Annotated in this window: 15 protein-coding genes; 9 read left to right on the plus strand and 6 right to left on the minus strand. The window is 70.7% G+C overall.

Translation table 11 applies throughout. The features are described from left to right. Positions 1-138: 138 nt before the first annotated feature. The 4 genes from ACUZ2Y_RS23495 (at position 139) to ACUZ2Y_RS23510 (ending at position 5751) form a co-directional block, all read left to right on the plus strand. On the plus strand, positions 139-1611 hold the full coding sequence (locus ACUZ2Y_RS23495; protein ID WP_476322365.1) for a plasmid pRiA4b ORF-3 family protein: 1473 nt from the start codon (positions 139-141) through the stop codon (positions 1609-1611). A 67-nt stretch (positions 1612-1678) separates the two neighbouring features. After that, positions 1679-2644 (plus strand): MBL fold metallo-hydrolase, encoded by a 966-nt coding sequence (locus ACUZ2Y_RS23500; protein WP_476322368.1) that lies wholly within the window; start codon positions 1679-1681, stop codon positions 2642-2644. Continuing rightward, positions 2641-4221, plus strand: coding sequence for an FAD-dependent monooxygenase (locus ACUZ2Y_RS23505; RefSeq protein ID WP_476322371.1), 1581 nt, complete (start codon positions 2641-2643; stop codon positions 4219-4221). Before ACUZ2Y_RS23500 ends, ACUZ2Y_RS23505 begins: the two co-directional genes overlap by 4 nt. 45 nt (positions 4222-4266) lie before the next feature. Beyond that, the gene (locus ACUZ2Y_RS23510) at positions 4267-5751 is read left to right on the plus strand and encodes an FAD-binding oxidoreductase (RefSeq protein ID WP_476322374.1); all 1485 of its coding nucleotides are present in this window, start codon (positions 4267-4269) and stop codon (positions 5749-5751) included. Here the strand turns inward: ACUZ2Y_RS23510 and ACUZ2Y_RS23515 are convergent. Further along, positions 5748-7226, minus strand: a complete 1479-nt coding sequence (locus ACUZ2Y_RS23515; RefSeq protein WP_476322377.1) for an aldehyde dehydrogenase family protein — start codon at positions 7224-7226, stop codon at positions 5748-5750. The two genes, ACUZ2Y_RS23510 and ACUZ2Y_RS23515, sit on opposite strands and share 4 nt — an antisense overlap. A 269-nt stretch (positions 7227-7495) precedes the next feature. Between ACUZ2Y_RS23515 and guaA the strand changes: the two genes are divergently transcribed. Beyond that, complete coding sequence (guaA, locus tag ACUZ2Y_RS23520; protein WP_476322380.1) at positions 7496-9052, plus strand: glutamine-hydrolyzing GMP synthase; 1557 nt, start codon at positions 7496-7498, stop codon at positions 9050-9052. A gap of 74 nt (positions 9053-9126) precedes the next feature. Here the strand turns inward: guaA and ACUZ2Y_RS23525 are convergent, their stop codons facing one another. After that, positions 9127-9330 (minus strand): hypothetical protein, encoded by a 204-nt coding sequence (locus ACUZ2Y_RS23525; protein WP_476322383.1) that lies wholly within the window; start codon positions 9328-9330, stop codon positions 9127-9129. Next, a complete protein-coding gene (locus ACUZ2Y_RS23530; protein ID WP_476322386.1) occupies positions 9323-10564 on the minus strand; it encodes a PspC domain-containing protein in 1242 nt (413 codons plus the stop codon). The genes ACUZ2Y_RS23525 and ACUZ2Y_RS23530 overlap by 8 nt, the downstream gene beginning before the upstream one ends. 98 nt (positions 10565-10662) lie before the next feature. On the opposite strand from ACUZ2Y_RS23530, the gene ACUZ2Y_RS23535 reads away from it, so the two are divergent. From ACUZ2Y_RS23535 to ACUZ2Y_RS23545, 3 genes are read left to right on the plus strand one after another with little or no spacing between them, the layout of a single operon-like run. Beyond that, a complete protein-coding gene (locus ACUZ2Y_RS23535) occupies positions 10663-11943 on the plus strand; it encodes a PspC domain-containing protein (protein ID WP_476322389.1) in 1281 nt (426 codons plus the stop codon). Beyond that, the gene (locus tag ACUZ2Y_RS23540) at positions 11940-12614 is read left to right on the plus strand and encodes a response regulator (protein ID WP_091384129.1); all 675 of its coding nucleotides are present in this window, start codon (positions 11940-11942) and stop codon (positions 12612-12614) included. Before ACUZ2Y_RS23535 ends, ACUZ2Y_RS23540 begins: the two co-directional genes overlap by 4 nt. 39 nt (positions 12615-12653) lie before the next feature. Beyond that, the gene (locus ACUZ2Y_RS23545) at positions 12654-13529 is read left to right on the plus strand and encodes an XRE family transcriptional regulator (protein ID WP_476322392.1); all 876 of its coding nucleotides are present in this window, start codon (positions 12654-12656) and stop codon (positions 13527-13529) included. Here ACUZ2Y_RS23545 and ACUZ2Y_RS23550 read toward each other — a convergent pair. Next, entirely contained in the window at positions 13526-14422 is an 897-nt protein-coding gene (locus tag ACUZ2Y_RS23550; protein ID WP_476332032.1) for a DMT family transporter, read from the minus strand. The genes ACUZ2Y_RS23545 and ACUZ2Y_RS23550 overlap by 4 nt on opposite strands. 129 nt (positions 14423-14551) lie before the next feature. Between ACUZ2Y_RS23550 and ACUZ2Y_RS23555 the strand changes: the two genes are divergently transcribed. Beyond that, entirely contained in the window at positions 14552-15451 is a 900-nt protein-coding gene (locus ACUZ2Y_RS23555) for a LysR family transcriptional regulator (protein WP_476322394.1), read from the plus strand. Here the strand turns inward: ACUZ2Y_RS23555 and ACUZ2Y_RS23560 are convergent, their stop codons facing one another. Both ACUZ2Y_RS23560 and ACUZ2Y_RS23565 read right to left on the minus strand, forming a co-directional pair. Beyond that, the gene (locus ACUZ2Y_RS23560; protein WP_476322397.1) at positions 15452-17122 is read right to left on the minus strand and encodes a serine/threonine-protein kinase; all 1671 of its coding nucleotides are present in this window, start codon (positions 17120-17122) and stop codon (positions 15452-15454) included. Between the two features lie 13 nt (positions 17123-17135). Continuing rightward, positions 17136-18443 carry a serine/threonine-protein kinase gene (locus tag ACUZ2Y_RS23565; RefSeq protein WP_476322400.1) on the minus strand — a complete coding sequence of 436 codons (1308 nt, stop codon included), beginning with the start codon at positions 18441-18443 and terminating at the stop codon, positions 17136-17138. Positions 18444-18595: the final 152 nt, after the last annotated feature.

Consider the following 18595-nt stretch of genomic DNA (forward strand, 5'->3'; position numbering starts at 1 on the left):
GACCACCGACAATTCCGGCCCGCGAGAGTGTCTCGCGGGCCGGAGTCATCCGATGGTGTGGATCTGGCGGAATTGCTTGCGGCAAGAGAGTTCGGGTGGCTCGGGCGGGACTTGAGCCATGGGGAACAATCAAGGGCCATGAGCCCCGTCAGCCGTGGACGCAAGCGCAGGAACAAGAGCAAGGGCACCCGACCCGCCGTGCTCTGGTCCGGTGAGCCTGAACCCTGTGACTGTCCCGCGTGTACGAACCCGGACATCGATCAGCAGGCTGTGCTGGACAGCTTGATCGCGGGCGGCGCCGACCTGTTCGGCGCCGAAGATCCGATCGAGGCCGAGCTGTTCGGCGCGGGGATGATGACCGTCGGAGTCGAGGACCCCGTCGCGTTCGGCGAAGCGTTGGTGGAAGGTCTGATCCCGGACCTCGAGAGCCAGCCGGGTGACGGCACGGTCGCGTTGCTCGTCGCGCTCGGATCGGTCGCCGATGAGCGGGTCGCGCGGGCCGCGTGGACGGCCGCAGACCGATTGGTCGAATCGGGTTCGCCGAGACCGGGCTGGGCCGACGAACTACGGACGCCGGTTACCGCGACGGAGTGCTGGGTGGTGTCCAAGCCTGAGGAAGGCGGCACCGTGCTCGCCGCGTCGTTCCAGCGCGCGGGCCGTTCGCACGGGGTTGTCATCGCCGTGGACGAGTTCGATTGCGGCGAGGCGTCCGAGGTCTTCCTGGTAGACGACGAAAACATTCCCCAGATGCGGGCCATGATCGAGTCCGAGGGCTCGCGCGAGCGGGTGGACGCGGCCGAGTTCCGGTGGCGGGTGGAGGCGGCCTTGGACGCGCGTGCCGTCCACGACGACGAAGACGCCGCCGCGGGCAACGACCCCGTGGAGATCGACGAGGACGGCCCGCCGTACGCGGTGCTGGCCGCCATCGTTCGGGCGCGGATGAGTGCCATGCCCGCGCCGGACAAGCCGAAACCGCCGCACCGCGAGGGTGCGGTCGGGCCGGTGTTGCCGCGGCCGAAGCCGCCGAAGCTGCCGAAGAAGCGGACCAAGGCGGCAGGCCCCGCGCCGGTGTACCAGATCAAGGTCGGGTTGCGCGGGGCCAAGCCGCCCATTTGGCGACGGCTCGAAGTGCCCGCGGACATCCGTCTGCCTCGACTGCACCAGGTGATCCAGGTCGCGTTCGACTGGGCCGACTCCCATCTGCACGTCTTTGAGACGCCGTTCGGCGACTTCGGGAACGCCGGCCCCGAGATCGGCCACCAGTCGCCGCGTTCGGTGACGCTGGAACAGGTAGCACCCGGAGTGGGCAGCAAGCTCGACTACATGTACGACTTCGGCGACGCCTGGGACCACGAGATCGTGGTCGAGAAGGTGCTCGAACCCGGCAAGGCAGGCACCTTGCCTCGGTGCACGGGAGGCCGCCGAGCCGCGCCGCCCGAGGACTGTGGCGGGATCGACGGATACGCCGACTTGGTCGAAGTCCTCGCCGATCCGGCCCATGAGGACCACGCGGAGCTGCTCGAATGGCTCGGGCTCGATAATGCCGCCGACTTCGATCCGGTGGCGTTCAGCGCCTCCGAGATAACCGAGGACCTGTCCGACCTGCGCTGACGCGGAGTTGTCCACAGGCGCGGCAGAGGATCTTTTGCTGGACGCCTGCGAGTGGCACTGTGGAGGAGTGACAAAGGCATTCGCGTCCAGTGCGGACCTGCAACGTAAAGTCGAGACGTTCACCGATCTCGCCGACGGCGTCTACGCGCTCACGGCCGAGGGAGACCCGAACGTCTGCGCCGTCGAGGGCGAAGACTTCCTGGTGTGCTTCGAGGCCAGGGCGACCCCCGTGGCGGCCCGTCGGTGGCTCGACCAGCTGCGGGAACGCACCGACAAACCGGTGCGGTACCTGATCCTGAGCCACTACCACGCGGTCCGCACGCTCGGTGCCGGCGCGTTCGGCGCGCAGGAGATCGTCGCGCACGAGGTCACGCGGCAGTTGATCGCCGAGCGTGGGGAAGCCGACTGGGCCAGTGAGTTCGGCCGGATGCCGCGGCTGTTCGAGGAGCCCGAGAGCATCCCGGGGCTCACCTGGCCGACGATCACCTTCACCGACCGGCTGACCATCCCGCTCGGCGGCGATCGGGGTGATCTCGTCCTCGCCTACTGCGGCCGCGGCCACACCGCGGGCGACATCGTCGCCTGGCTGCCGAAGCACAAGATCCTGTTCGCCGGCGACCTGGTCGAGTCCCACGCCGCCCTCTACACCGGCGACGCCTTCCACGACGACTGGGCGACGTCCACTTTGGACAATGTGGCCGCCTTCGGTGCCGAGACCGTGGTCGGTGGTCGCGGCGAGGTCGCGCAAGGGCGGGCCGCTGTCGATGCCGCCATCGCGCAGAGCAGGCACTTCCTCGACGAACTGCGCCGCATCGTCGGCGAAGTCCACCGCCGCAAGGGAACCGTCGCCGAGGCGTTCACCGCCACCCACGCCGCGCTCGAACCCGAGTACGGCCGGTGGCCGATCTTCGAGCACTGCCTGCCCTTCGACGTCCAGCGCTACTGGGACGAACTCGACGGCGTCGACTGGCCGATCGTGTGGACCGCCGAGCGCGACCGTGAGGTCTGGGCGAGCCTGCAGGGGGAGAAGTGAGCGACCCGGTCGTCATCGTCGGCGCCGGACCGGTCGGCCTGACGGGCGCGATTCTCCTTGCCCGCCAAGGGGTTCCAAGCATCGTCCTGGAGTCCAGGCCCACCCGGACCCTCATCGGCAGCCGAGCCATCTGCGTCCAGCGCGACATCCTCGACATCCTGGAGCGCGCCGGCGTCGGCAGGAAGGTCATCGACGCCGGGGTCACTTGGTACTCGGGCCGGATGTTCTACCGCGAGCACGAGGTCGTCGCCATGGCGTTCCCCGAGACGCCGCCCGGCCTGTTCCCGCCGTTCGTGAACACCCCGCAGAACATCGTCGAGCAACTCCTCGAAGACCGAGCCGCGCAGGACCCCCTGATCGACGTGCGCTACGGCAACACCGTCGTCGCGCTCACCCAGGATGACGACGGTGTGAGCCTCTCAGTCGACACCGCGACCGGCGGCCACGACGTCCGCGGCACCCACTGCATCGCCGCCGACGGCTCCCGCTCCACGGTGCGCACCATGCTGGGACTCCCCTTCGAAGGCCGCTCGTTCAACGACAAGTTCCTGATCACCGATATCCGCGCCAAGCTCGATTTCCCGGTCCCTGAGCGCCGCTTCTACTTCGACCCGGAGTGGAACCCGGGCAGGCAGGTGCTGCTGCACCCGCAGCCCGACTCGGTATGGCGGATCGACTGGCAGGTCCCCGAAGACTTCGATCTCGAGACCGAACAAGAGAACGGCGGCCTGCACGCTCGGGTCCGCCAGATCATCGGTGAGACCACGGCCTACGACCTGCTCTGGGCGTCCGTCTACCGCTTCCACCAGCGCCGCGTCCCCCGGATGCGGGTCGACCGGGTGTTCATGGCAGGCGACGCGGCCCATGTCATGAGCCCGTTCGGGGCCCGCGGCATGAACTCCGGCCTCGCCGACGCCGAGAACGCGGCATGGAAGATCGCCGCCGTCCGGTCCGGCTGGGCGGGCCCCGACCTGCTGGCCACCTACGACACCGAACGCGGTGCCGCGGCCGACGAGAACCTCAAAGTCACCGCCACCACCATGCGCTTCCTGGTCCCCGCCGACGACACCGAGCGGGCCCGCCGCCGAGACGTCCTGGAACGAAGCATCCACGACCCGGCGGCCCGAGCCGAGATCAACTCCGGCAAACTCTCGGAACCCTTCTGGTACCTGGATTCCCCACTGACCACCCCCGGTGCCGACACCACGACCTTCCCCACGGAACCAAGCACTCCCCGCCCATCCATCCCGGGCGTCCTCTGCCCCGACTTCCAACTCGGTGGAATCCGCCTGCGCGACACCTTCGGCACCACCTTCACGGTGCTCCTCGGCCCGGAAGCCGCCACCCCGAACATCCCCGACTCGGTCCCGGAGACCAAGGTGGTCCGTCTATCCCGGGAAGCAGCGGAGGCGCTCGACCTCGCCCCGACCGACCTGGCGGTGGTCCGCCCCGACGGCTACCTGGCCGCCACCCTCACCGAAACCACCGCCGCCGAGTTACCCAGCGCCCTCCGCCGCGCCTGTGGATGGGTCAGCCAGAGGGCTGCCCAACAGTCCACTGGGAACGCGACCGACTAGCACCACCCCCCGCCGAATGGTGCAATCGCACCGGGAGGTGCCGGTTTGGGGATCAACAGGCGCACGTTGCTCTGGGCTGCCGGAGTCGGGGCGGCGACGGCCGCCTGCTCCAAGCCCACCGCACAACAGCCCTCCATTACACCCACGACAACCGCCTCCCCACCCCGTCCCACCGCGGTCGCGCCCGATTGGGAAGCGCTGAGAGCAAAAGTCGCGGCCCTCACCCAACCCGGTTCCCCCGACTACGACACGGCCCGCCGCTCCTACAACACCTTCTTCGACCGCAGGCAGCCCGCCGCGGTCGCCACCGTGCAGACCCCCGAGCAAGTCCAGGCCTGCGTGGAGTCGGCCCGCCAGTCCTACCTCCCCATCGCCGCCCGCGGCGGCGGCCACAGCTACGCCGGCTACTCCGTCCCCGATTCCGGTCTCGTCGTCGACCTCAAAGGCATGAACAAGGTCGACATCCAAGGCACGACGGCCACGATCGGTGCCGGTGCCCGCCTGTTCGACGTCTACACCGCCCTCGCCCAGGTGGGCCGTTGCATCCCGGCCGGGTCGTGTCCCTCCGTCGGCATCGCCGGTCTCACCCTCGGCGGCGGCATCGGGGTGTTGTCCCGCAAATACGGTCTGACCTGCGACAAGCTGACCGCGATCCAGATCGTCACGGCCGACGGCATGCTCCGCGACGTCACCGCGGACGCCGACCCGGACCTGTTCTGGGCCCTGCGCGGCGGCGGTGGCGGCAACTTCGGCATCGTCACGTCGTTCACCTTCGCCACCGACCCGGCCCCCGACCTGGTCGTCTTCGAGCTCACCTTCCCCGCCGGGGCCGCCCCCGCGGTCGTCGGGGCGTGGCAGAACTGGGTGGCGCGGGCACCGGTCGACCTGTGGTCCAACTGCGTCATCGCCGCGGGCTCCCCGCCGCACGCTCGGGTCGGCGGGGCTTTCGTTGGCTCCCAGGCGACCCTCAACCGACTGCTCGACACCCTGGTCAAGGCGGTCGGAACCCGGCAGACGAACCGCATGGTCGGCCAGCGCCGCTACCTCGACGCGATGCGCTACTTCGGTGGCTGCGCCAACCGCTCTTGCGCCCCCGAAGCCCAGCCGCGCGAGGCGTTCGTCGCGTCCTCCCGCATCCTCACCAAGCCCGTCAGCGACCCCGCCGGGCTGACCAACCTGCTGGACGGCCGCGTCGACCTGGACATCCTGCTCGACTCGCTCGGCGGCGCCGTGAACGCGGTCAAACCCGCCGACACCGCCTTCCCGCACCGCGACGCCCTGGCGACCGTGCAGATCTACCAGAAAGCCACCCCCGACGGACAGGAAGCGGCCGCCCGCGCCGTCGCCGAGGTGCGCGACGGCGTGGGCAAGCTCGGCGCGCGCGGCGGGTACGTCAACTACATCGAGGCGGCCATGCCCGACTGGGGCGTTCTCTACTACGGCGCCAACCTCAGCCGCCTGCGTGCCGTCGCCCGCCGCTACGACCCTGACCGGATCTTCACCTTCGCCCAGTCGATCCACCGGGCCTAAAGATCAATCCCGGACAGCACCATCGTCTGGTCCTCGGTGTAGTCGTCCATCGCCGACCGCACCCCTTCGCGCCCGGTGCCGGAGCCCTTTACCCCGCCGTACGGCATCTGGTCGGCCCGGTACGACGGCACGTCGCCGATGACCACGCCGCCCACCTCCAGCTCCGCCGCCGCCCGGAACGCCACCCGCAGGTCGGTCGTGAACACCCCGGCCTGCAGCCCGTACTCCGTGCCGTTGGCCAGCTCGAACGCCTCGTCCACCGAGTCCACGACCGACACCACCAGCACCGGCCCGAACACCTCTTCGCAGCTCACCTTGGCTGTGGCGGGCACATCGATCAGCACCGTCGGCTCGATCGTCGTCCCCTTGCGGTTGCCGCCGGTCAGCACCCGGCCGCCCGCCGAGACGGCCTCGGCGATCCAGTCGGTGACCCGCGCCGCGTTGTCCTCGTCGATGACCGGCCCTACCTCGACCTCAGGGTCGTGCGGGTCCCCGGTGCGCAGCCCGGACACGGCGGCGACGAGCGCGGGAACGAAGGCGTCGGCCAGGTCCCGGTGCACGATCACCCGCTGCACCGCGATGCACGACTGCCCGCCCTGGTAGTTGCCGAACAGCGCGATTCGCTTCGCCGCGTGGTCGAGGTCGGTCCAGTCCGGGCAGATGATCGCCGCGCTGTTGCTCCCCAACTCCATCACCACGTGCTTGCGCGGCGCCGACCGCATGATCCCCCAGCCGACCTTCGTCGATCCGGTGAACGAGATCACCGGCAGCCGCGGGTCCTCCACCAGTGCCGACATCTCCGACCCGCGAACCGGAAGCACGGAGAACGCTCCGGCGGGCAGGTTCGTCTCCGCCAGGATCTCCCCGAGCAGCAGGGCCGACAGCGGCGTCGCCGAAGCCGGCTTGATGATCACCGGGGCGCCGACGGCCAACGCGGGAGCGACCTTGTGCGCGACCAGGTTCAGCGGGAAGTTGAACGGCGCCACCGCCAGCACCGGTCCGCGCGGCCGTCGCCGGATCAGGCCCAGCCTGCCCTCGCCGTTCGCGTCGGTGTCGAGTCGCTGCAAGTCGCCGATGAAACGGCGCGCTTCCTCGGCGGCGAAGCGGAACGTCGACACCGCCCGCGCGACCTCGATCTCCGCCCACTTCAGCGGTTTGCCGTTCTCCGCGGTGATCGTCTCCGCGATCTCCTCCGACCGCTCGGCCAGTGTCCGCGACACGTGGTCCAGCGCGGCGGCACGCACATGTGCCGGTGTGGACCGAAATTCCTTCGCCACGGCCGCCGCCGCCGCGATCGCGCGCTCGACGTGATCGGCTTCCGGCACGGACACCGTCGCCACGTCAGTGCCGTCGTACGGGTGGTGCACATCGAGGGTCTGTCCGCTGCCCTCCGGCCTGCCCGCCACCCAGAACGGGCGCGGCTTGGCCGCGATGACATCCCCGTCATCGTCGTCTGTGTTGTCGCGCGTGGTCATGTCACTAACCGTAGGCCCGGGCCCTGCCCGAGGCTCGCCAAGCTACGATGGCGGTGGCTGACCGACGATGGTGGCTAGGGTTCCGCCGCTCCCACCAGGGGCGGGTCTGGTTCGAGCGCCACGGAAAACCTGTGCGGCACGGTGCGCAGGCAGGCATCTCCGGGAGAGAAACCCAGGGAGGGACCGGTCGGCACACAGTGCTGCTTGCTGTGTGCCGAGAAGGTTCTCCCACCCCTTCCCGGCTTCCGGCAACTGACGGAAGGTAGCCAATGACTGACACCCGACCCGTTCTGGTGGTCGACTTCGGCGCGCAGTACGCGCAGCTGATCGCCCGCCGGGTCCGCGAGGCCCAGGTGTACTCCGAGGTCGTCCCGCACACCGCGACCGTCGACGAGATGCTCGCCAAGAACCCCGCCGCCATCGTCCTGTCCGGCGGCCCGTCGAGCGTCTACGCCGAGGGCGCACCGAAGGTCGACCCCGCCCTGTTCGAGGCGGGCGTCCCCGTCTTCGGCATCTGCTACGGCTTCCAGGCCATGGCGGGCGCACTCGGCGGCACCGTCGAGCACACCGGCACCCGCGAGTTCGGCCGCACCGACCTGCACGCCACCGGCGGCGAGCTGCATGACGACCTGCCCGCGCGGCACCCGGTCTGGATGAGCCACGGCGACTGCGTGACCAAGGCGCCCGAGGGCTTCACCGTCACCGCGTCCTCCGAGGGCGCACCCGTGGCCGCGTTCGAGAACGTCGAGCGCCGCTTCGCCGGCGTGCAGTACCACCCCGAGGTCGCGCACTCCCCGCACGGCCAGGAGGTCCTGCGCCGCTTCCTGCACGACATCGCCGGTGTCCGTCCACAGTGGACGACGTCGTCGATCGTCGAGGAGCAGGTCGCGCGCATCCGCGGGCAGGTCGGCGACGGCAAGGCGATCTGCGGCCTGTCCGGTGGCGTGGACTCCGCGGTCGCCGCGGCCCTGGTTCACCGCGCCATCGGTGACCGCCTGACCTGCGTCTTCGTCGACCACGGCCTGCTTCGCGCGGGAGAGCGCGCCCAGGTCGAGCGCGACTACGTCACCGCGACCGGCGTCCGGCTGGTCACGGTCGACGCCCGCGAGCGCTTCCTCGACGCGCTGGCCGGGGTCACCGACCCCGAGGAGAAGCGCAAGATCATCGGCCGCGAGTTCATCCGGGTCTTCGAGCAGGCCGAGCTGGACCTGCAGGCCGAGGCGGGCGGCGACAAGTACCGCTTCCTGGTCCAGGGCACCCTCTACCCCGACGTCGTCGAGTCCGGCGGCGGCGCGGGCGCGGCCAACATCAAGAGCCACCACAACGTGGGCGGCCTGCCCGACGACCTCGACTTCGAGCTGGTCGAGCCGCTGCGCGCACTGTTCAAGGACGAGGTCCGCCGGGTCGGTCTGGAGCTGGGCCTGCCGGAGACGATCGTGCACCGCCAGCCGTTCCCCGGGCCGGGTCTGGGCATCCGGATCATCGGCGAGGTCACCGCGACGAACCTGGAAATCCTGCGGTCGGCCGACGCGATCGCCCGCGAGGAACTCACCGCCGCCGGTCTCGACCGCGACATCTGGCAGTGCCCGGTCGTGCTGCTCGCCGACGTTCGCAGCGTCGGCGTCCAGGGCGACGGCCGCACCTACGGCCACCCGGTCGTGCTGCGCCCGGTGTCGAGCGAGGACGCGATGACCGCCGACTGGACGCGCCTGCCCTACGACGTCCTGGAACGCGTGTCGACCCGCATCACCAACGAGGTCGCCGAGGTCAACCGGGTCGTGCTCGACGTGACGAGCAAGCCGCCGGGCACCATCGAGTGGGAGTAAGGCCAGACAAGACCTGAACGCCGAACGGCCCGGTCGTCATGACCGGGCCGTTCGCGTGGTGAGTGGCTGTCCGCTTACTTGTTCTTGCCCCGCATGGTGGATCCGAGCAGCAGCATCAGCCCGCCGAAGACCGCGACGCCTGCGATGAGCCACCGCGCGTCGGGCAGCGCGTTCCAGATCGCGCCGTCGGTCAGTACGAACGCCGACACCAGCAGCGTCGCGATCCCGGCGATCAGCGCGAGCGGGTCGAACCGCTTCTTGCTCGTCTGCTCAGCCACGACGCACCTCCACGCTTCCCGCCGCGCTCACCTTGGCGTCGAGGTCTATGACCAAGCCGCCCGTGCCGTCGGATCCCAAATCAATCTTCGAGACCTTCGGGTCCGGCCCGTTCTCCTCGGAGCCCAGGCAGGTCACCGAGCCCGCCCCGGCGGAGCACCGCAGCGTGACGTCCGCTGTCTCCGGCACGATCACCGTGATGTCCCCGACGTCGACCTTCACCTTCGTCGAGACATCCCCCGTGGTCGGCAGCGCCGTCAGGTCCAGGGTCACCGAGCCCAGGTTGCGCTGGTAGCTGTTCTGCACCTGCTCGACGGTCAGCGGCTTCTCGTCCACCTCGCCGACCCCGTCCGCCGTGATCCCGGTGGGCCACACCACGGTCATCGCGATGCCCACCGCGGCCAGCGGGATCGCCAGCCCGATCAGACCCCGTCCGCCGCCGCTGAAGGCGCCCGCCACCAAGCCGAGGCCGATGATCCCGAGCACCACGCCGATCCCGTGTTGGAGCGTCAGCCAGCCACCGGTGTTCGGTCCGACCAGCACGCCGACGCCGACCGCGAGGAACACGAACGCCATGGTCACCAAGCCGACCTTGGACCGCCTGCGCGGCGTCGGCGGCTCCGGGTCGGGCTCGCGCGGGCTCGGCTCCGGCAGGTCCCAGGCGAACGGCGCGGCACCCAGCGGGTCCCAGGCCGGCGGCCGCTGCGCTTCGTAGCCGGGGTCAATCGGGTCCCAGACCACGGTCGGTCCCGTCTCCATCTCCGAGGTCTGCGCGGCGGTCGCGGGCTGGGTGACGCCCAGGTGCGACCGGTGCCGGTGCAGCAGGAACAGCGAGCCGCCGATGAGCGCGACGGCGATGAACCCGCCGAAGTCGCGGTCGAAGAACCACCAGAACGCCGGGAACATCGCCACGCAGAGCGCCACGGTGAACGCCGTCGAACTGGAGCTGCGGCCGTGCCCCGCGAGCGCCTCCATTGGGGAGGCCTCGTCGTCCTCCTCGGCCAGGAACAGCCAGCCGAGCAGGTAGGCGAGCACGCCGGCGCCGCCATAGAAGGTCGCGACCACGAAGGCCACGCGGACGATGACCGGATCGATGCCGTATCGGGCGCCTATGCCCGCGGCGACGCCCGCGACCTTGCGGCCCTGGCGGGGCCGTCTCGGGCGGGTCGCCCAGAAGTCTTTGAGCGTGTCCTCCACGCTGGGTGCGCTGTGCGCTTTAGTTGATTCGCCACTCACGAGGGAAAGCATGGCCGCCGGGCGGGGGCCCGCACATCCGGGAACGACCCTGACATCGGCTTCAGGGTGGATCCCCGATGTGGCCCTGGCTTGCGCGTGTGAGCATTCTTGGTGTGGAAGCACAGATCCTCGAGGAGGTCGACGCGGACCAGCAGCGGGCTCAGTCGAACACGGTGGCGGTGCCGGACCCGGTCCGGCTGCATCGCCGCCGGTCCGGTCGCGCGGTCGCGGGCGTGGCGGGCGGCGTCGCCGACCACCTCGGCGTCGACGTGCTGTGGGTGCGAATCGCCTTCGCCCTGCTTGCCTCGCTCGGCGGCGCGGGCGTGCTCGCGTACGGCCTGCTGTGGATCTTCGCGCCGCAGCAGCCTGACGACGCGCGGTCCATCTCGACCAGGGAACGCCAGCAGGCCTACGGCCTGATCGCGCTCGGCGCGGGCCTCACTGTCGGCGCGGGCACGCTGTCCGGTGTCGTCAGCGGCTGGGTCGCGGGCGGCCTCGGGGTCGCCCTCGTCGGCGCCGCCGTCGTCTGGCGGGAAGCCGACCAGTCGCAGCGCCGCCGGGCCAAGGGCGCGCTGCTCGGCGCTGGTGGCAGGCCCGCACTGTTCCGGGTGCTGACCGGCGCGACCCTGGTGATCACCGGCATCGTCTTGTTCCTGATCAGCAGCATCGGCCTCAACCAGGTGCAGTTCACCCTGCTCGCGGTGCTCGCCGCCCTGATCGGCGTCGGTGTGCTGACCGTCCCGTGGTGGCTCAAGCTGGTCCGCGACCTCGGCGAGGAGCGGCGGGCCCGCATCCGCACCGAGGAGCGCGCCGAGATCGCCGCGCACCTGCACGACTCCGTGCTGCAGACCCTCGCCCTGATCCAGAAGCAGGCGGAGGCCCCGCGCGAGGTCCTGCGGCTGGCCCGCGGCCAGGAGCGGCAACTGCGCAGCTGGCTCTACGGCCCGTCCGGGTACGGCCGCGCGGTCGACGGCCTGGCCCACGGCACGCTCTCCGACGCCGTCGCGCGCGCGGCGGGCGAGGTCGAGGACACCTTCGCGATCAAGGTCAGCCACGTCGTCGTCGGCGACTGCGAACTCGACGAGCGCCTGGTGGCCGTGGTCATGGCGGCCCGGGAGGCGATGGTCAACGCGGCCAAGCACGCCGGGGTGGCCGAGGTGTCGGTCTACGCCGAGGTCGAACCCGAGACGGTCACCGTGTTCGTCCGCGACCGGGGCAACGGATTCGACCCGGGCACCGTTCCGGACGACCGGCATGGGCTCGCCGACTCGATCAGGGGCAGGATGGAGCGCAACGGTGGTGAGATCCGGCTGCGAACCGCGCCCGGGGACGGCACCGAGGTCCAGCTCAACATGCCGCGCGCGAAGGTGACCACATGACCGAAGAGACCCAGTCCCGCCAGCCCGTGCGCGTGTTCCTGGTGGACGACCACAGCATGTTCCGCGCCGGTGTGCGCGCCGAACTCGACACGATCACCGACGACATCGAGGTGGTCGGCGAGGCGGGCACGGTCGGCGAGGCCGTCGCCGGGATCGGCCACCTCAAGCCCGACGTGGTTCTGCTCGACGTGCACATGCCCGACGGCGGCGGCGCCGAGGTGCTGCGCCAGTCCCGCAAGGCCACCCCCGACGTGGTGTTCCTCGCGCTGTCGGTGTCCGACGCGGCCGAGGACGTCATCGCGGTGATCCGCGCGGGCGCCCGCGGCTACGTCACCAAGACGATCTCCAGCCAGGAACTCGCCAAGGCGGTCGTGCGCGTCGCCGACGGAGACGCCGTGTTCTCCCCGCGACTGGCCGGTTTCGTCCTCGACGCCTTCGCCGACCGCCCGGGCGCGGCGCCGATCAGCGACCCGGAACTCGACCTGCTGACCCCACGCGAACGCGACGTGCTGCGCCTTCTGGCCCGCGGCTACGCCTACAAGGAGATCGCCGCGGAGCTGTTCATCTCGGTGAAGACGGTGGAGACCCACGTGTCCAGCGTCCTGCGCAAGACCCAGCTGTCGAACCGCTACGAGCTGTCCCGCTGGGCGTCCGACCGCAGGCTCGTCTGACCGCTTTCCCGGCATGGACGCGACGGTTAACGTGTGCCCGTGAGTGACTCCGCCTTCGCCACCGCCCTCCGTGCGGCGATCCGGGCACGCGGAATCAGCATGGAGCGGATCCGCGACCGGCTGCGTGAGCGGGGCACGCCGGTCAGCGTCGCCACCCTGAGCTACTGGCAGTCCGGCCGCAGCCAGCCCGAACGCCAGTCGTCCCTCGCCGCTGTCGGGCACCTTGAGCAGGTCTTGGAGCTGGACGCCGGCGCGCTTATCGGCCTGTTGGGGGCGCCCCGGCCTCGCGGCCGCGGGGTCACCCGCGAGGCGATCGGCTTCGGCGATCTGTGGCCCGAGCCGCTGAACAACGTGCTCACCGATGTCGACACGAGCTGGGACACCCGGCTGAGCCGGATCAGCCTGCACGACCGCATCGTGATCGGCCCGGACCGCGCCGAACGCTCCCAGTCGATCCGCCAGGTGCTGCGCGCCGAGGAGGACGGCGTCGACCGGTGGGTGGGGATCTTCGAGGTCGACGAGCCTGGCACCCCGCTGCCGGTGACGCGCGCGGTGTGGAACTGCCGGATCGGCACGGTCAGCGTCGATCTTGAAGCAGGCCTGAGCGTCACCGAACTGGTCTTCCCCAAACCGCTCGCGCGCGGGGAGACGATCCTCACCGAACACGCGCTCGACAATCCGCCGCCGCAGCCGCAGTCGGTCATGTACGAGCGCCGGTGCAGGCTGCCGGTGAAGGAACTGCTGTTGGAGATCCGCTTCGATCCGTCGGCGCTGCCCAGCAAGTGCGTGCACTACACGGTGATCGACGGCCACGAACGGCCTCGGGTGCTGACCCTGGATGCCGAGGGTTCCGTGCATGCCCTGGCCAACGACTTCGGCCCGGGCCGCTTCGGCATCCGCTGGGAGTGGGACTAGATCTTGGCCGCGAGCGCGGGCACAGGTTCGACCGCCACCAGCACCGGCTTCTTCTGCCAGCGGGTCATCCCGACGCCGATCAGCACCACGACCATCCCCGCGATCACCCGCAGCGTGATTTCCTCGCCGAGCGCGACCGCGCCCAGCAGCACCGAGACGACCGGCAGCAGATAGCCGACCGTGGTGGCGTTGGTCGCGCCCTCGTCGGCGATCAGCCGGTAGTTGAGCGCGAACGCGAAGCCGGTGCCGAAGACCCCGAGAATGGCCACCGCGATCAAGGCCGTGGTGTTGAGGTGGACCGGCTGCAGTCCGCCGACCGGCACGGCGACGGCGGTCAGACCGGTCGCGGTGAGCAGTTGAGCCGCCGACAGCGCGATCGGAGCCGTGCCCCGCCCGGAGATCTTGCGGCCGATGTAGGCGTAGCTGACCGCATAGCTCAGGGCGGCGCCCAGGATCGCCAGGGCGTCCCAGCTCGCCACGCCCGCCTTCTCCCACGGCGCGAAGATCAGCAGCGTCCCGAGGAAGCCGAGCAGCAGGCCGCCGAGGCGCACCGGGCCCAGGTTGCCGCGTTCGGAGCCGATGACGATGCCGATCAGCAGCGCCCACAGCGGGGTCGTCGCGTTCAGCACCCCCGCGATACCGGTGTCGACGGTCCGCTCACCCACCGCGAACAGCACGAACGGCAGCGCGTTGCCGAAGAACGCCGCGAACACCAGGTGCGCCCACACCGTGCGGTCGGTGGGCAGCCGGTGCCGCTGCGAGTAGCAGAGGACCAGCACCACGATGGCGCCCAAGGCGCACCGCGTCACCGCGATCTGCATGGGTGACAGGCCGGTCAGCGCGAGCTTGATCCACAGGAAGCTCGATCCCCAGAGCAGGGCCAACAGGCCCATCCGCACCAACGTCGCCCGGCCACCGCTGATCACTTGGCTTCCTTCCCCTTGCTCGACAGCGATTACGTTGCCTGAGACAACTTGGCAGAACAAGTGAAATGTTATGCATCGACCGTTAAGCTGAGCTACATGCTTGATGTCCGACGGATGCAGGTCCTGCGCGCGGTGGTCACCAGCGGCTCGGTCACCGCGGCCGCCACGAACCTCGGCTACACACCCTCGGCGATCAGCCAGCAGATCGCCGCGCTGGAGAAGCAGGCCGGGCTGGCCCTGCTCGAACGGGTCGGCCGCGGCGTGCAGCCCACCGCCGCGGGCAGGCTGCTCACCGAGCACGCGGCGACCATCAGCCAGAACCTGGCCGAAGCCGAGACGGCCCTGGCCGACCTGCGCGACGGCCGCACCGGGCGGCTGGCGATCCGCTACTTCGCCACCGCGGGTGCCGCGCTCGTGCCGCCCGCCCTGGCCAAGCTGCGCCGAGACCATCCCGGCGTGCAGGTCGACCTCAAGCTGATCGACCCGGAGAGCCCGCTGCCCGAGGTCGAGACCGGACGCGCGGACCTGGCGATCGTCGTGCATCCGCGCCAAGGCCCGCTGCGCGGCGGCGTTCGGCTCATCCACCTGCTCGACGACCCATACCGGGCCGTCCTCCCACGTGGGCACCGGCTCGCGAGCAAACGCGTCCTGGACCTCGTCGACCTCGCCGACGAACCGTGGATCGGCAACGAGTGGCCCGCGGGCCCGTGCCTGCAGGTGATGATCGACGCCTGCGCCGCGGCGGGGTTCAGCCCGAACCTCGTGGTCGAGAGCGAGGACTACGCGACCGCCCAAGGCTTCGTCGCCGCCGGTCTGGGCATCAGCGTGATCCCGCAGATGGGACTGGGCAGCAGGCACCCCGGGGTGGTGGTGCGCAAGCTGCGCCGACCGGAGCCGGTCCGGGCGATCCACGCCGCCGTGCGCGAGTCCTCGATGAACCAGCCTGCCCTGCGCGACCTGATCGAGGCGCTGCGGGAAGCCGCCGAGTCGCGCTGATCAGCCGTCGGAGCGGCCGCGGCGGGCGAAGTTGTCGATCATGATGGTGCCGTTGACCTCGGTCATGACCCACGTGTACCGCTCGGTCGCCCCCTTGCCGTCCTTGCCGAACCGGATGTCGCCCTCGATCTTGTTGTCCTCGGCCTTCGCCGATAACAGCTCCACCTTGTCGACCTCGTCGTAGAACTTCTTGAAGCTCTCGTACCCCCTGGACGCGGACCGAGCGCGCTCGGTGAGCAGCGCCCACGCCGCCTCCGGGTTGTCGGGCAGCAGCGCGTAGTAGGCCCGCAAGGCCTGCTCGTACTGGGCCGCGGTCGGCTTGGCAGGCGTCGTGGTCGTGGTGGTGGTCGGCTCAGCCGTCGTGGTGGTCGGCTTCGTGGTGGTGGCCTTGGTCGTCGTCACCGGCGCGAGCGTCGACGTGGGAGACGCCTTGGGGGCATTTTTGTTGGTCAGCAGGCTGGCCACCAGGATCCCGATCAGCGCTGCGCCGATGATCGCCAGGACGGTCAGGATGATCGACCGGGCGTCGGTCTTGCGCGCAGGCTCCGGCCGCCGGGGCCGCGCCCCACCGGGGGGCGTGCGCGGACTTTGCGGGCGGGGCGCGGAACCGCCGGGAGGCGTGCGCGGACCCGACGACATCGCGGACATCCGCTGCGGGTCGGCCCGGTTCATCGGTCCCGACGGGTGCGGCTCGGCGAACGGGTGGACGTCGAGCCGGGTGCCGGGCGGGAACCCGCCCGCGGGCGTCGGCGGCGGGCCCATCGGGCGCTGCGGCGGGGGCTGCTGTTGCTGCTGGGGCTTGGGGTACGGGTCCGTCCGCTGGTTCGCCAAGGCGATCGACGGCAGCGGCTTGCCCGCGGCGACCGCCGCCAGCGCGTCCCGGGCCACCGTCATAGTCGGCCGCTCGTTCGGGTCGGCGCGCAGCAGTTGCATCAGCAGCGCGGTAAGCACACCGGCCTGCCGCGGCGGCTGCACCTTGCCCGCCGCGACGGCGTACAGCAGCGCCAGAGTGTTCTCGCTCAGCCCGAACGGCGAGTGCCCCTCGACCGCCGTGTACAGCGTCGAACCCAGGGAGAACACGTCGGCGGCGGACGTCGGGTTCTCGCCCTTGGCCACTTCCGGCGCGAGGTAAGCGGGGGTGCCCGCGAGCATCCCGGTCGCGGTGACGGTGATGTCGCCGGTCGCCCGGGAGATGCCGAAGTCGGTGATCTTGACCGTGCCGTCCTCGCCGAGCAGGACGTTGGCGGGCTTGACGTCGCGGTGCACGATCCCGGCCGCGTGCGCGGCCACGAGGGCCGCGGCGACCTGCGAACCGATCCGTGCCGCCTCCGTCGGCGCGAGGTACTCGCGCTCGTTGAGCACCGTCGCCAGGCTCTTCGACGGCAGGTACTCCATGATCAGCCACGGCTCGCCGTCGTGTTCGGCGACGTCGTAGACGGTGATCGCGTTCGGATGGGCGAGCCGGGCCGCGATCCGGCCCTCCCGCATCGCCCGCTGCCGCGCCTCTTCAGCCTGCTCGGCCGTCAGGCCGGGCTGGGAGAGCAGCTGCTTCACCGCGACGGTGCGGTGCAGCCGGTCGTCGTGCGCCTGCCAGACCACTCCCATGGCCCCGCTGCCGATGCGGGAACCAAGCCGGTAGCGCCCGGCGACCATGACCTGCTCGTCGGTCATCGGGGCTCCTGAATCAGCGGGTCGTCGGGACCGCGACGGGTTCCGAGGACGTCGTCGGCGGCGTCGTCGGGGTCGAGGACGGACTGACCGTATCCGAGGTCGGCGTCGGGCTGCTCGGCGCAGTCGTGGTCGTTGTGGTCGGCGTCACCGAGCTGGAGTTCTTGGCGGGTGCGGAAGCCGACGTCGGATTCACCTTCACCGGCGGCTTAACCGAGGTCAGCTCCGGTTCCGCGACCGACGTCACCGTGACCGTCGAAGTCGGGACGTTGCTGAGCCGGGTCGGGCCGTCGTTGATCTGGTCGGCGGCGCCGCGGTTGTTGAACACCATCCACGCGCCCAGGGCCAGCGCGACCGTGACCGCGGCGCTGGCGAACACCAGCGGCTTGGCCGACTTGCCGGTCGGCTCGGGCCGCTCGCGCACACCGGTGGGGCCGGTGGCGACCACCAGCCGGGTGGCCACGTCGGGCTCAGCCGCGACGATCTTGGGCAGGTTGGGCTCCGCGCCCCGCGCCACCGTCGCCAGCAGGTCCCGCGCGCGACCCGCGCTGGGCCGGTCGTCGACCTCGGTGGCCAGCAGCGCCATCAGCACGCCGGTAAGCGCGCCGGACTGCTTCGGCGCGTTCACCTTGCCGGACGCGACGGAGTGCAACAGCCCCAGCGTGTTCTCGGAGAGCCCGAACGGGGGCTCGCCCTCGGTGGCGGCGTAGAGCGTCGAGCCGAGGGAGAAGACATCGGAGGCGGCCGACGGCTCGCGGCCGATCGCCACCTCGGGGGCCAGGTACGCGGGCGTGCCCGCGATCAGGCCGGTCTTGGTGACGGTGACGTCGTCGGTGGCCCGGGAGATGCCGAAGTCGGTGATCTTCACCGAGCCGTCGTCGCCGAGCAGGATGTTTCCAGGCTTGATGTCGCGGTGCACGATGCCCGCGGCGTGCGCGGCGGCGAGCGCGGCCGCGACCTGGCTGCCGATCCGGGCGACCTCGACCGGGTCCATCGGCCCGTCGTCGGACAGCGCGATGGCCAGGCTGACCGACGGCAGGTACTCCATGATCAGACAGGGCACGCCGTCCTCGTCGACCACGTCGAACACCGCGATGGCGTTCGGGTGGTGCAGGCGCGCGGCGATGCGTCCCTCACGCAGACAGCGCGCGACGGCCTCATCGGCTTCTTCGGGTGGCAGGCCGGGCGGCAGCAGCAGCTTCTTGACCGCGACCGAGCGGCTCAGCCGTTCGTCGACGGCCCGCCAGACCACGCCCATGGCGCCGCTGCCGATGCGTTCGACCAGCCGGTAGCGCCCGGCGACCAGCCGGCCCTCGTCGCTCATCCCGACCGGAACCTCCCTCGCCCACGAAGCGCCTCGTGGGGTTCACGTCGCGCGCGCAGGTGCGCGCCATCGGCCTGACCAGGGAACCAGCGCGGACAACGCGGTGGGGGTCCCAAGCGCCCGACCATTCAAGGCTAGGCGTTCACGCTGCG

The sequence above is a fragment of the Actinokineospora sp. UV203 genome, assembly GCF_056323665.1.

Excerpts from the sequence above, each read along its gene's own strand:
- ACUZ2Y_RS23540 (WP_091384129.1), top strand. The coding sequence starts at position 11,940 with ATGACCGAAGAGACCCAGTCCCGCCAGCCCGTGCGCGTGTTCCTGGTG.
- ACUZ2Y_RS23565 (WP_476322400.1), bottom strand. The coding sequence starts at position 18,443 with ATGAGCGACGAGGGCCGGCTGGTCGCCGGGCGCTACCGGCTGGTCGAA.
- ACUZ2Y_RS23560 (WP_476322397.1), bottom strand. The coding sequence starts at position 17,122 with ATGACCGACGAGCAGGTCATGGTCGCCGGGCGCTACCGGCTTGGTTCC.
- ACUZ2Y_RS23495 (WP_476322365.1), top strand. The coding sequence starts at position 139 with ATGAGCCCCGTCAGCCGTGGACGCAAGCGCAGGAACAAGAGCAAGGGC.
- ACUZ2Y_RS23515 (WP_476322377.1), bottom strand. The coding sequence starts at position 7,226 with ATGACCACGCGCGACAACACAGACGACGATGACGGGGATGTCATCGCG.
- ACUZ2Y_RS23555 (WP_476322394.1), top strand. The coding sequence starts at position 14,552 with ATGCTTGATGTCCGACGGATGCAGGTCCTGCGCGCGGTGGTCACCAGC.
- guaA (WP_476322380.1), top strand. The coding sequence starts at position 7,496 with ATGACTGACACCCGACCCGTTCTGGTGGTCGACTTCGGCGCGCAGTAC.
- ACUZ2Y_RS23550 (WP_476332032.1), bottom strand. The coding sequence starts at position 14,422 with ATGGGCCTGTTGGCCCTGCTCTGGGGATCGAGCTTCCTGTGGATCAAG.